This window comes from Leptolyngbya sp. Heron Island J (assembly GCF_000482245.1).
Lineage (GTDB): Bacteria > Cyanobacteriota > Cyanobacteriia > Phormidesmidales > Phormidesmidaceae > Leptothoe.
The window spans coordinates 15,510-28,399 of sequence record NZ_AWNH01000118.1 but is presented as its reverse complement, the minus strand read 5'-3'; the positions used below and the strand labels follow the sequence as shown (position 1 = coordinate 28,399).

General features: G+C 48.6%; 12 protein-coding genes. 3 read left to right on the top strand and 9 right to left on the bottom strand.

The window, feature by feature from the left end; translation table 11 throughout:
* Window positions 1-390: 390 nt before the first annotated feature.
* Entirely contained in the window at window positions 391-666 is a 276-nt protein-coding gene (locus N836_RS72595; protein WP_235071200.1) for a hypothetical protein, read from the top strand.
* Between the two features lie 405 nt (window positions 667-1,071).
* Here the strand turns inward: N836_RS72595 and N836_RS72590 are convergent, their stop codons facing one another.
* The 7 genes from N836_RS72590 to N836_RS72560 all read right to left on the bottom strand — a co-directional run bounded on the left by N836_RS72590 (window position 1,072) and on the right by N836_RS72560 (window position 9,301).
* Window positions 1,072-1,797: a thioesterase II family protein gene (locus tag N836_RS72590; RefSeq protein ID WP_031294852.1), complete on the bottom strand. Its 726-nt coding sequence runs from the start codon at window positions 1,795-1,797 to the stop codon at window positions 1,072-1,074.
* Window positions 1,798-1,917: 120 nt separating this feature from the next.
* Window positions 1,918-2,235 carry a hypothetical protein gene (locus N836_RS72585; protein WP_023077158.1) on the bottom strand — a complete coding sequence of 106 codons (318 nt, stop codon included), beginning with the start codon at window positions 2,233-2,235 and terminating at the stop codon, window positions 1,918-1,920.
* A gap of 266 nt (window positions 2,236-2,501) precedes the next feature.
* Complete coding sequence (locus N836_RS74090; RefSeq protein WP_161635072.1) at window positions 2,502-3,017, bottom strand: GNAT family N-acetyltransferase; 516 nt, start codon at window positions 3,015-3,017, stop codon at window positions 2,502-2,504.
* A 309-nt stretch (window positions 3,018-3,326) separates the two neighbouring features.
* Window positions 3,327-3,857 carry a GNAT family N-acetyltransferase gene (locus N836_RS72575; protein ID WP_152532322.1) on the bottom strand — a complete coding sequence of 177 codons (531 nt, stop codon included), beginning with the start codon at window positions 3,855-3,857 and terminating at the stop codon, window positions 3,327-3,329.
* 3 nt (window positions 3,858-3,860) lie between these two features.
* Window positions 3,861-4,133 carry a GNAT family N-acetyltransferase gene (locus N836_RS72570; RefSeq protein ID WP_023077155.1) on the bottom strand — a complete coding sequence of 91 codons (273 nt, stop codon included), beginning with the start codon at window positions 4,131-4,133 and terminating at the stop codon, window positions 3,861-3,863.
* 179 nt (window positions 4,134-4,312) lie between these two features.
* Complete coding sequence (locus tag N836_RS72565; RefSeq protein WP_023077153.1) at window positions 4,313-8,617, bottom strand: DEAD/DEAH box helicase; 4,305 nt, start codon at window positions 8,615-8,617, stop codon at window positions 4,313-4,315.
* A gap of 15 nt (window positions 8,618-8,632) precedes the next feature.
* A complete protein-coding gene (locus tag N836_RS72560) occupies window positions 8,633-9,301 on the bottom strand; it encodes a DUF2461 domain-containing protein (protein ID WP_023077152.1) in 669 nt (222 codons plus the stop codon).
* A gap of 132 nt (window positions 9,302-9,433) precedes the next feature.
* Here N836_RS72560 and N836_RS72555 point away from each other — a divergent pair, with 132 nt between their 5' ends.
* Window positions 9,434-10,309 (top strand): LysR family transcriptional regulator, encoded by an 876-nt coding sequence (locus tag N836_RS72555; RefSeq protein ID WP_023077151.1) that lies wholly within the window; start codon window positions 9,434-9,436, stop codon window positions 10,307-10,309.
* A gap of 31 nt (window positions 10,310-10,340) precedes the next feature.
* On the opposite strand, the gene N836_RS78305 is transcribed toward N836_RS72555, so the two are convergent.
* Together N836_RS78305 and N836_RS72550 are read right to left on the bottom strand one after the other, a co-directional pair.
* Complete coding sequence (locus N836_RS78305) at window positions 10,341-10,643, bottom strand: DUF1272 domain-containing protein (RefSeq protein ID WP_071789105.1); 303 nt, start codon at window positions 10,641-10,643, stop codon at window positions 10,341-10,343.
* Window positions 10,644-11,211: 568 nt separating this feature from the next.
* Window positions 11,212-12,102, bottom strand: coding sequence for an AraC family transcriptional regulator (locus tag N836_RS72550; RefSeq protein ID WP_023077148.1), 891 nt, complete (start codon window positions 12,100-12,102; stop codon window positions 11,212-11,214).
* Between the two features lie 143 nt (window positions 12,103-12,245).
* On the opposite strand from N836_RS72550, the gene N836_RS72545 reads away from it, so the two are divergent.
* Window positions 12,246-12,881, top strand: a complete 636-nt coding sequence (locus N836_RS72545; protein ID WP_023077147.1) for an FMN-dependent NADH-azoreductase — start codon at window positions 12,246-12,248, stop codon at window positions 12,879-12,881.
* Window positions 12,882-12,890: the final 9 nt, after the last annotated feature.

Genomic DNA, 12,890 nt, shown 5'->3' with positions numbered 1-12,890 from the left:
CTAAACCAATCCGCTGATGTTTCTTTATAAGCTTGTACAAAGCCTGAGCCGAGGTCGGTTCAGGTTGCTGTCGTAGTACCTGCAATACCGCTGTTTGAGCCCGAGTACAGTGAACCTGAGTCATGGATTTTTAAGGATTATGATCACGTCAATTTCGAAAAACTGATGTTAAGATACCCGAGAATGATAATCGTTATCATAATGGTTTTCGTTTTATGTTATCTATATTCATGTCACTCACATCAGCAATCCCCCAAATCGCCACAGATGCTGTTGAAACGGTAGGGAAAGCTGTCCCCGCTGATAATTCTGACCAAGGCATATCGTTCTTGACGTCTGCGCCGTACCGGGGTATTTCGTCGGATGATGGTGCGAGAGACAATGCTATCCGTGGTTGCTCTGATTTATCCCCTGTTTGTTATGGAAGGGGCGGGACAGAAGAAATCAGTACCGTCGATGCCCAGCTGTTTTCGTTATTCTCTGGACCTGCTAATGGAAGAAGTAAAAGCTGTGTGGGAGTTAGGCATTGGAGCTATTGCTCTATTTCCGCTGATTCCCCATCATCAAAAAGATAATGCTGGTACCGTCAGTATGATGGTCTTTGCCTTTTTTAATTCACCCACGGGTCCCGGTGTTGTCACCGTTCAACTGGCTTTTTTCTATTAGCTATGGTCACGCCCAATACCCGCAAGCTGGCTCTATAAACCTATATTCTAGGGTCTGCTGTTGAAGGCCAGCCTTCATACTCAGCAAGGGTTTCATTCTATTGAGATGTGCTTAAGTGTACAGAAAAGTGGCTAAAACGCTCAAAACCCTTGCACCTACCCAGGGAAATGTACCGACAATCTTCACCCGGCCAGCTATCGTTCCAAGATTTTATCTACCGTTTGGGGTAAATTATCGCAGGAGAACCGTTGGGTGAAACTGGCTAGCGTAGTTCGATTCAAACTCCTCCCATGGAATCATTGTATATGGGGGCAATGGAGGTTTGGAGCATTGTCATCGAGCGATTGCTGCACTTAGCTTATTGGTTGAAACTTTAGCAATGGATAATATATCTGAGTAAGCGGGTTAGAGCGTCAGCTGTGGTAACAACCTTTTTATAAATGATGGTTGTTGCATGAAGAAATGATCGCCATCTATTGCTTTTAATGAGAAGTCTTGGGTATGGATATGCCAGGCGGCTACTTCTGATTGACTAATAATTGTATCTTGTTGACCCCAAAAGCCTGTGATCGGACAATTCAAGGGTTCACTTGGCTGATAGTGATAGGTCTCGAGTACAGTGAAATCGGCACGGAGAGTAGGGAGCACCAAGGCCATCATTTCTGCATTGTTCAAAATGCTGGTGGGTGTACCCTTGTAGCGTTTTAGTTCATTGATAAATTCTGTTTCAGGTAAAGTGTGCATTGGGGATACTGTGGCTGGCAAGTGAGGGGCTTGAGCAGCTGAAACCCAGAAATGATAGGGGTTAAGCTGAGTGGTATATCTTAACCAGCGACATAGTTCAAAGGCAACAAGTGCACCTAGACTATGGCCGAAACAGGCAAATGGGACATTGAGATAAGGCAGTAATTCAGGCCCCAAGTTTTCGACAATTGAAGAAACCTGCTTTAAAGCTGGCTCGGCTATACGTTTGCCTCGTCCGGGTAGCTCGATAGCACATAGTTCAATAGTGTTGGGAAGTTGTTTTGCCCAGGTGCGAAATATCCAGGCAGAACCGCCCGCATAGGCAAAGCACAATAGTCTGAGTTTGGGATGTGCTCTTGGATATGGACAGACTATCCAGGTGCTCATAATGCATCGGTCTATAGACGTGGTTGGAATTAGTATCCTAACGTTACATCATTTCTTTAGCGAAATATTCATCAAATTAGAAGAAGGGATTATGCAGAAACCCCCTACATGGAGTAAAAATTAATGCTCTATTTGAAAAATCGCTTTGGTATGATCCACTTTTCTCTGATGCTTTTTATCGGCCATCAACCGCATAATAAATCCTACACCTGCAGTAATCTCATACATTGTGAATCCAACGACTGGAACTTCAGGTTGTTCGTAACCACAGGCAGCAGCATCGTAAACAGCCAGAGGAAAAAGATTGGGGTCAACATACGCTTCTGCCAGCGACTCTGTAGTGGATGCAACCAATCCCTTCTGAGACTCTAAAACCTGGAGACTCAGACATTCCTCAAGATTCTCTCTCGTTACTCTGCGTAAATGAACATTAGCCATAAGCTTATCTATAAAAAGAATTGCTTGCTTTTGCTTAGCTTAGGGACTCACCTGGTATCAGCGCTGCGATCGCTTCACCAATAACCTCCAAACAAATATCCAAGTGCTCTCCTCCGACTCATTTAGATCTGAATACAGAAAAGCAAATTATGCTCATTACCATCACTTAAAACAGAGCAACATAACGACTAAACTGAACGGTGTGCTTGCACTTCAAAATCCACTCCAGAAATAGTGGAATCATGCGTCTGCCTCCAGCGATATTGTTAGGCGTCGCTACGTGCAAGCCAGTCCGCGCGAGTCAATTGCCCAATCACGGTCGTCTCATCGAGCCAGTCGTTCTCGAACTCAGCCCCTAATCTCTCCAAAACACGCACTGAAGACCGATTAGCTCGCTCTGGACAAACAATGACTTGTGGGAGACGAACTTCCTTGAAAGCAAAATCTAGCCAGAAGGCAGCAAGCTCAGTTGCATACCCATGTCCCCAATATGCTCTGCCAAGTTTATACATCACCTCAAATTCCACAGTCCGCGAGCCGTCTCGATGATCGTAAACATATGGATTAAGACCACCTTGACCAATGAGTGTCTCCGATTCCCCCTTAAGATAGGCGGCAGACGGCCCAAACCCAAACTGATGCCGAAGGAAATTGTATTGCCGGATGTTGTCCAGCCGCTCGGACAGGGATGGTACGTAGCCAGGATCGAACTGCCAGACTTCTGCATCCTTATCAAGCACTTGATGGGCGATCGCTAAATCTGTTTCCTTGAAGGGACGCAAGCATAAACGTTGAGTAAACCATGGAGGCTCCGGAAGCTGAGACGTATCAAAAGGACAATCAAGATTATTCATATTTATCTCGATACAATACAGTTTCCATCTGTACCCAATCAACATGACCCAAGTCTGTTTTTCCCATTAACCGCCACCAACACCTCTCTGTGATAGCAGTTGGCTAAGCTAATGAAACTTACCTATCACAAGTTTCGCTAACTGCGGCTTGCCACTCATTGCTAACAGTGTCAAGAACAAAGTATGTTGCTGCAAAAGTATTTTCATCTTCTCTCGTAATAATCTGACGAAGAGAACTTAGCTCACTCCTTGTCGTAACTGTGCCTTCCCAACAGTCGTTGCATTGGCTGCAGCTAACATCTTGCATTTTACGCCACGTTCCATACCATTGCAGTCTTTACCTGAAGCAATTTCTTCTACAGTCTGAAAACCTAGATGCTTGTAGAACTGTTTGGCTGGATTGATCTTTAAAACATAAAGTGTCACAGGCATATTCAAAGACTCAGCTTCAGTGAGCACTTTCTGCATTAGAGCAGTTCCAACACCTTTTCCTTGAAACTCTGGCAGTAATTCTATATGGTTCAAGCAGATTTCTGATTCTTGATAGTCGACTTTAAAGACTCCCACAGCCTTACCATCTATCTGAACGATCTGGTCACGCCCTGGGGCGAATTTTCGATGCATATCTGCTCGTTCTACTTCATCACTCCACACCCGTACTAACTCGACATACTTCCACATATTGATTTTGTTGAGCTGAAAGACAAACTCAAAATCATCCCAAGTCGCAGGGCGTAACGAATACAGTGAAATCATCAATTTATCCAATCATTATTCATCATTGACAAGCCAATTACCAACTACTTGGCCTAAACCAACGGGCTGTTCAATAAAACCGAGTTTTCTGTAAAAATCAACACTATAATCGGTAAACAAATAAACATGCTGTCCTTTCAATTGATTTAGTAGGGTTTGCACCATTGTCCTTGCTATCCCTTGATGACGGAAAGAGCTGAGTGTCCAGACATCAACGATGTAAGCGTTACAAACACCATCCGATAAAACACGAGCAGTACCAATGATTTTCTCTTCAACATAAGCCATACATGTGGCATAACTATTTTAAAAAGATGTTTTTAGTTGCTCAGGACTGCGGCCATTATCAAAGTTGTCTCCATGCAATACGGTTTTCAACTGTACCCAATCAACATGTTCCAAATCAGTTTTGTACAATACACTAGCCATTCCTAGAAGGTAATCTTTTTAATCTAATATCTCTTTATTCATCGATAGATAGAAAGTGCCCATGGTGCAGCACTACGCCGGAGGATACTTATCTCTGTGCTGGTAAGGTCAGAAGAATCATCGAGCAATTTAATTTTTTTGCCATCAGCCACAGCCACAGGGACTGCATCGCGCAATAGCAGACGAGATGTAGTGCGACTGGGGATTCGTTTACCGGTTGTTAGAACTCCGGTCAGGTTTAGAGGGTCGGCAGTAGAGATGCTAGCCAACAACCCCGTGGGCTCACTGCTACGGACTTCTCGCAAAAGCGGCAGGGCATCAGGTAATGCATAATGTTCGCCCCCTGCTCCCTCAACAAAGTAGCCACCACGTATCTCTCCGCGTGCTTCCATGCGTCGTAACACTCGCAGTAACTCAATCCACTTTACCGAGGCTCCTTCACGTTGAATAATAGAATAAACAACCACACCGTAACGCCGAAGCACTGACCAAGCATATCGTTCAACAGCAGCCTCCCTGACAACGGCATCGTTCAGATCAACAGGGTCTGGCAACAGCGACCAGCGTCCAGAGTTGGAATCCCGCATGGGGTCTATCCGTGACACCTTAGCCTTAGCTCGTTTTGACAGCAGCACTCGCAAACCGGCAAAGCTATCTGCAGTCAACAAGCCACTGGCCACTAGCTCCATCAGACCGCTTTTTAGGGCTGACTTGAGCATCTTCTGAGAACTTTCAACCTGGCCAATAAAGGAAGGTCCTTTATTTTTGAAATAGTTAAAGAGCTGTTCTGCTGTTGGGGATAGCTTTGTCAGCTCAGTATCTCTGCCAGTCAGAGCACGCCAGTTTGAGTAGTTGTCAGTGTTGGAAATGGAGACAGGCGTAGTCTTTGATAAGGATTGTTGTTTTGTGGAGTTGCCTGGGGATAAACGGCCCCATTGAAACTGTCCAGTCAGACATAAGCTGTCGAGATCTTGGGAATCGTACCGTTTAATGCGAGCAGGCAGTACCTCTGTCTCCCAAAGGCTGGCTGGCAGTTCAAGGCCATCAAACATCTGCAGCACATGGACAAGACCGTCGCGCCCCTGATGACAGTCTGTTAGCCCATGCCAGCGGAGTAGAAAGCGATAAAACTGTTGTAGAGTGACGGGCTCAATTTCGGCCCGCAGTTTGTTGCGGGTTAGGCGATGAATACGGGAGAGGACTCTGCGATCGCACCAAGTAATCTCCCCAGGCCGTGTTGCATCATAGGTCCCACGCAAAACCAATCCTTCCGCCTCCAGCTGTTCTAATGCAGCAATTACCAGCTCCTGAGAACACCCCAGAGTTTGTACAATGTCACCGCTCGTCACAGGACCACTTGTCTCAAGACGACCGCCTAAAATACGGGCCAGGGCAACCTTGGGTGCCAGATCCGTCATGCGGTCACTCAGTTTTCTCGCTTCGGAAAACGCTGCCGCTATCTCATTAATGCGGTCAACGGCAGCCCAGAGCATGATTCCATTTTCAAGAGTAAACGCTGCTGCTCGACCGGCATCCGCTAGTTCCGCCAACCATGGACGAACATGGGTTACCTCAGCTTCCGTCAATACCCCTGACAAAGATAGGTGGTTTGCTAGATCGTCTACAGAACGGAGATCAGGAGCTACCTCTGCTGTAATCCGCTTTACCGCGTCAGGATGCACCAGGGCATCAGCCTCAAGGGACAAATGGCTGGGGCCGTGGGAGACATTGCGGGCTCGTCGCTCCATTAGGGGAACGTTGTCTAAAAAGGCGGGTGGTTTGGCGGTGATGACGTTAAAGGCAGCGGGGGAAGGGTGCGATCGCTCCACCGTAAGCGCTGCCACTTCTCCCATTTCTATCCGCTGTAAAAGTCGCTCAAATGCCTTGAGGTCCATGGCTTCAAACAAACAATCGCTGAGGGTTTGCTGCACCAGTGGATGCTTAGGAATTTCTGCAAAATCTCGCGTTTGTTCTAGGATTTTTCTCCCGGCTTGGCCACCCTGACGTCCTTCCCGTCGTGACATCTGCCCCGGACGCTGGGAGGGAAAGGCCGATAGCATCAGCTCTTCTGCGTCAGTACGCTGAATGTGGGGCGGCACCCGCTTGCCACCCCGCTGCCTCTGAATCACCAGGGCACGGGTAGCGGCCCATCGCCAACGCACCATAAACATAGGCACATCCAGGGTAGCGGCGGCAACAATCTCGTCCACATTAGCTGCCTTCACCAGGTCATAGGTCTCATCCAGAGGAAAACTCACCTTCTCCGGCAGCGAGATCAGAATCGCATCATCGGTAGCAGCGGCCTGCAGCTCAACATTAAACCTTTGACCTAATACATGACGTAATGCCAATGCCCAAGTTCGGTTTACCCTTACCCCCAAAGGAGAATGCACCACCACCTGTTCGTTGCCAGCCAGATCAATAAATCGCTCGGTAATAATGGTGTCCTGTGTGGGCATTGCCTCCAAAGCGTCTGCCGCCAGCCGTAAATAGCTCACCAGCTGAGCCGCATCCGCTGCATCCAGCCAGGCATAGGCAGATAAATGATTAGCAGCTTCTTGGGCAGAGGTCGCCGCCGCGATTTCCGCTCGCAGTCGCGAGATTTCATCGGAGAGTTCATGGGTCCGTGAAGGGGTTTCACCAAACCAAACCGGCATATAGGGGGTTTCACCCGGTGCCCCTTCTACCCGCACCTCACCAGATTTAACCTGCAAAATCCGCCAGGTGTTGCTGCCCAGCTGAATAATATGCCCCGGCAGCTGATGGATGGCAAAATCTTCTGCAATAGCACCCACCACTACACCCTGGGGCTCTAATCGCACCTTGTAGTCACTGCTGTCCGGGATAGTCCCCCCCGAAATTAAACAGGTCATTTTGGCTCCGGGACGGGCACTGACCACACCATTCACCCGGTCATAGTTGATCAACATCCCCCTGCGTCCCCGTTCAGTGGGAAACCCAGTGGCCATCATTTCTAGAACCTGTTCAAAGTCCTCCCGTTTCAGGGTGCGGTAGGGGTAAGCCCCACCCATCAGGTCAAACAGTTCATCCACTGACCAATCATGGGGGACAACGGCAGCTACCATCTGTTGAGCCAATACATCAAGGGGATGGTCAGGAATTTCTAGTCGATCTAGCTCTCCTTGCTCCACACATCGCAGTAGCGCCACACATTCCAACAGTTCATCGCGATTTAGGGGAAACAGCCGTCCTTTGGGAATCCCACCGTGCCAGTGACAGGCTCGACCCACCCGCTGCAAAAACATGGCAATCCGCTTTAGCGCTCCCAGTTGGATCACCAGATCCACATCACCAATATCGATGCCCAATTCTAGAGAAGCTGTTGCCACTAGAACGCGTAATTCTCCTGCCTTTAGCCGACGTTCCGCATGCAGACGCAACGGGGGCGAAAGACTACCATGATGGGCGGCCACCTGATCCTCCCCCAGTCGCTGGGCCAGGTTGTGGGCCACCCGCTCACACTGTCGTCGAGAATTTACAAAGACAAGGGTGGTTCTATGGTCCTCTGCCAGCTGGGCTACCCGGTCGTAAATCTCTTCCAGTTCCTCGTTGGACATGACCGCTTTAAGACGTGAGTCAGGGGTCTCGATCATTAAGTCACGTTCGCGCTCGTGCCCCTTGTCAATAATTGCGCAATCATCACGTTTAGACCCAATGAGAAACCGAGCCACTTCATCAATGGGTTTCTGGGTGGCCGACAAGCCAATCCGTTGGATCGGTGCTTCTACTAGAGCCTGCAACCGTTCAAGGGTAATGGACAAGTGGGCACCGCGACGGTTGGGGGCCAGGGCATGAATCTCGTCAACAATGACGGTGCGCACATGGGCTAGCATGGAGCGACCGCCTTTTGAAGTGACCAGGGCATAGAGTCCTTCGGGGGTGGTCACCAGAATGTGAGGTGGACGACGGACCATCTTTGCCCGCTCCGACTGGGGTGTATCACCTGTGCGAACAGCTGTTGTGATGGTGAGGTCATGGCCCTGTTGTTTTGCGATCGCACCAATCCGCGCCAACGGTTCAGCCAAGTTACGCTCCACATCATTGCCCAGGGCTTTGAGCGGTGAAACATACACCACCCGAGTCACATTATCTAGTTTCCCAGAGGCTGCCTCTTGAACCAGTTCATCGATGGCAGACAGAAACGCTGCTAACGTTTTACCCGACCCCGTCGGAGCCGCAATCAGCGTATGCCGTCCTTCTGAAATGGTGGCCCAGCCCTGCACCTGTGCCTGAGTGGGGGCAGTAAACTGCTGCGAAAACCATGTTCGCGTTGCCTCGTGAAAGTGTTCTGGAAGATCGCATGGGACAAGCGTCTGACTCATGATGCTGCTACGCCTTTATTCTGCTGAATCGCGACCAAATTCCAAAAGCGATACACACCCATTTGCCAGGGTAACAATGCGATCCACCACCTCTGACGCTAACCACGCCTGCCTTGACAGCGGCGTCTGAACAATAAAGCTTTTCAGCTTCAAATAGTCTCCATGGATATGATCTTTGTAGTCTTGATACCCACGGGGCATGGAACTCAGCTTATCTTCCTCATCCAGCGATAAGCCTGCATCTTCTAAGTCTTGCAACACCTGAGAGAATTCATCGGGTTCTTCAACGATTCTGTCGCGGATCTGGCCTAGCTCTGCCGCCTTAAATTTATAAAATCCGCAGGCTAATAGCCCCCCTGAGCTATTGAGCTGAACATAAAGCACCCCTTCCTTTTCGGCCTTAGTCCCCGATGGGGTGAGCAATCCACCCACAAAGGTGCTGTAAGGAGACTTATCCTTTGAAAACCGAACGTCCCGATGCTGGCGAAACATGGTTTTAGCACTGCCCCTAAACGGGACATCCGTGTCTTCAAGACATTCCGTTGCCCATTCCAAAACCATGGCAAACGGTGTACGGAGATAAGTCTCAAAATCGTTCTTATGCTCGGTATACCAAGCTTTTTCGTTATTCGCTTCCAGCCCCTCTAATAATTCAAATGACCTGTGCGTAAAGTTAAGCTCCATCCCTATGCTCCAGCCATGAAAACAAATCAAACCCCTCAGGTTTGAATCGTTCTATGAAAGTAAGTATCAATAGCGTCTTTATTCATAACTAACATGATATTGATAATTGAACCAATATAGAATAGGAATCGTATGATTCCATTTTTGGTATTAATGAATCTCAAAACCCTAAGCTCATTTATCGTCCTGGCTGAAGAACTGCACTTTGGTCGGGCTGCCCATCAATGTGGCATTTCCCAACCGGCCATGAGTCGTTTGCTGAGTGAGCTAGAAACTGACCTGGGCGTCAGACTGCTCAATCGCACATCCCGTGAAGTCTCTTTGACCAATGCTGGTCGTGGATTTCTTGGTTCTGCTAAAAAAGCAGTTGCCTATGCAGATATGGCAGTTCGAGCGGCTAAGGCTGGAGCTGTTGATGGCATTGATTCTCTGACCATTGGGATGATGATTGGTGCGGCCCAGCCGTTTGTCGGCAATCTCATTGCTAAGTTCAAAGAGGCTCATCCTGAAACCCGCGTGTATCTACGTCAGCTGGATGAGCGCTCCATTGGCTCGGCGCTGGCAAATGGTGAGATTGATGTTGCGATCGCATGGGATATTTCCATTCCCGGTGGTCTGCATCGGCAGCATCTTGGCACCATTCCACTATCGGTGTTGGTGCAAGCTGATCATGAGTTGGCAAAAAAAGATGGCGTCAGTTTAGGTGACCTGGCTGATCAGCCTTTTATTTTTCCTGCTCGCGATCGCCAACCTATCATTTGGGATACCTATCGCCAACATACGGCTCAGTATGGGTTTGAGCCTCTTATTGTGATCGATGTTTCAACACTGTCTGATACCCTGGCCATGGTTGCGGGAGGAGTCGGCGTGGGCAATGCTCCAGTTGTTTCTGGTCTTAAATATCCGGGTGTTTCAATCTTAAAACAGAGCCCCCTATTCGAGTTGAACTATCAACTCACCTGGCTTAACAAGGCACCTTCGGTAACAAGTCTCCTTGAACTGCTATAACAGTTTTACTCAGATAGGGGATAAACCCGCGCTAGGTCTCAGCTCGTATCAGACGTTCTTGAGAGTACATGTTATTTTCTAGGCAACCGCTTCCTTTGAGAACGCGTTTAGTCGAAACGAGATGCTTAGCGAGTTCGCCTGCTGGACCCGCGAGTGGTCGAACTAGACGCTGAGTGAGATTCCTTAAACAGTTGGGGCAAATACCGTTCAACCTGTTGTCAGCACAGTCACGACAGAAGGTGCATTCATATTTACAAATCATGGCATCGTGGGTTTCTGAGGGTAAGTCCTTGTTGCAGCATTCGCAGTTAGGTCTTAAGTCAAGTAAAAACATGGTTCTATCTCCTAGTTGTTGTGTGCAGAGTACGGTGAGGTTCGCAGTCAGAGTGATTCATTTCAGAACTCTGTTTTATGGGTGCTATGGGAGCGTGAATCAACGTAGAGTTGATGGATTAATCTGACGAACTTCAACAATATAGTTTTCGATCTCATCTGGAGACGGGCTTGCCAGGCTTTGACCTCTTCGAGGAAATGTTGGTCTTTTATCAACGACAGAAGATGTAGCTCAATGGTTTGAGGCCATGTTTGAGGGGCATATTCTGGGTGCTGATGCGCTAAGTAAGTTTCAAGAACGGTTTGCAGGGAGTAGCCCCTATGGCATTTGGATTGGTGAAGCTGGGGGGATGACTTGACAGGATTTAACGTGCAGCATGAGGCATGGCCTGACGCTGGTGTGTCTTGGACTTTGATTATAAGCCGTTTGGATTATCCTGCAGAAGAGATCTGGGAAGACGTTGAAGAGTCTGTCTACAAACTGGTAGACATCGCTTTGCAAGCCGAACCTTAATGAGGTCTGCATAACCGTTAAGACAGACCTAAGCTGTCTCAGCTATTTCAAAATTTTAGCTTTTACGATAACTGCCAGGAGTGGTTCCAGTAGCGTCTCGAAAATGTTTTGTCAAATGACTTTGGCTATTAAACCCGCATTGTAGTGCGATTTCTGCGATCGCAAGCTTTGTCCCTTTTAACAACTGTTGGGCCTGTTCCACCCGCTGCTTGAGCAAATACTGATGGGGGGTGATGCCCATCGATTGCTTAAACAAGCGACTAAAGTGGTACTGACTCATACCGGCTACTTCAGCCAGATCTGCCAATTTAACGGATTGATTGAGATGCGTCTGAATGTAGTCTGAAATTTGCAAAATCTTGCGATCGCCTAAGCCGCCCTCGTACAAAGCAACGCGAGGCTTAGCCGCAGAATACTCGCGGAGCAAATTGATCGCTAATACATTCGCCAGCGATTCCACATAGAGTCGCCCTACCCAGCCATCACCCTTATGCATCTCGCTGCGTAGCAGCATTAAAACTTGTTCAATCTGAGGATCGCGCACGCGAAATTCTGTGCGAAGTTCCAATCGATCTGGGTCAAGCTCTTCGGTAGATTGGGCCACGGACTGCAGAAACTGTGCCGGAATTTGCACGTGGAAATAGTGGTCGTCCCCTTCAGCTCGATAGGACGCCGGGATTTCAGCTGGGGTAATTGAGATGTCGCCTTTGGTGTAGAGCCCTGTATAACGGCGATCGCCTACCACCTGATGAATACGGTGGGGGCGGGGAGCTAAGCAGAGGGCAATAGAATGTCCTTCCCAGGCTGCTGGCAAGTCTGTGCCACCGGGTGGTTCCTGAAATTCTTCCACCAATAACGGCTGCCAGCCCAGTGCTTGGCTCGAAGCAATGGGTGTAGGGCCAGAGCCGCTCAGAGAGCTACTTTTATGCTGAGTTGCCTTTGCCATAAGACGTTTAAGCCTTTTTCAAAAATTAGCCGCAGGATTGTGATAAACACGCAAGTTTCAAGTAGGCCGAAACTTTTATTTTGCTTACTTTGTAATTGTACTCAATTAATTACAAAACGTATCAAACAAGGAGGTTCTAGCGTATGGCTTATGTACTGCATTTGGATGCTAGCCCACGGGGTGAGCGTTCCCACTCTCGCCGCATGACCCGAGCATTTGTTGAGCGGTGGAAACAGTTTCACTCCGGTGATCGGGTCACCTATCGCGATATTGGTCGTAACCCTGTGCCCCACGTGACCGAAGCCTGGATTGCCGCTGCCTTTACCCCCGCTGAGCAAAGAACTCCGGAACTGAAGCAGGCGCTGCGGATCAGCGATGAACTGGTGGACGAGTTTCTGGCAGCCGATATCTATGTGATGGGTATCCCAATGTATAACTGGACAGTTTCCAGCGGCTTTAAAGCCTACATTGACAACATCGTTCGGATTAATCGCACCTGGGCCTATATTCCGGAAGAGAATCCAGAGTTTCCTTACAAACCGTTGGTGCATGGCAAACGAATGTTTGTGATTTCGGCCAGGGGGGATGGTGGCTTTGCTCCAGGTGGGCGCAATGCTCAAAGAGATTTCCTTACGCCGTATATCAAAGAAGTCTTTTCCATGCTGGGCGTTACCGACATTACCTTTGTCCATGTCGAAAATGATGAGTACGGCGGGCAAAAGTTAGCAGATTCAATTGCGACTGCTCAATCCCAAATCGCTCAATTGGTCGCGGCTTAAATCGGGGAG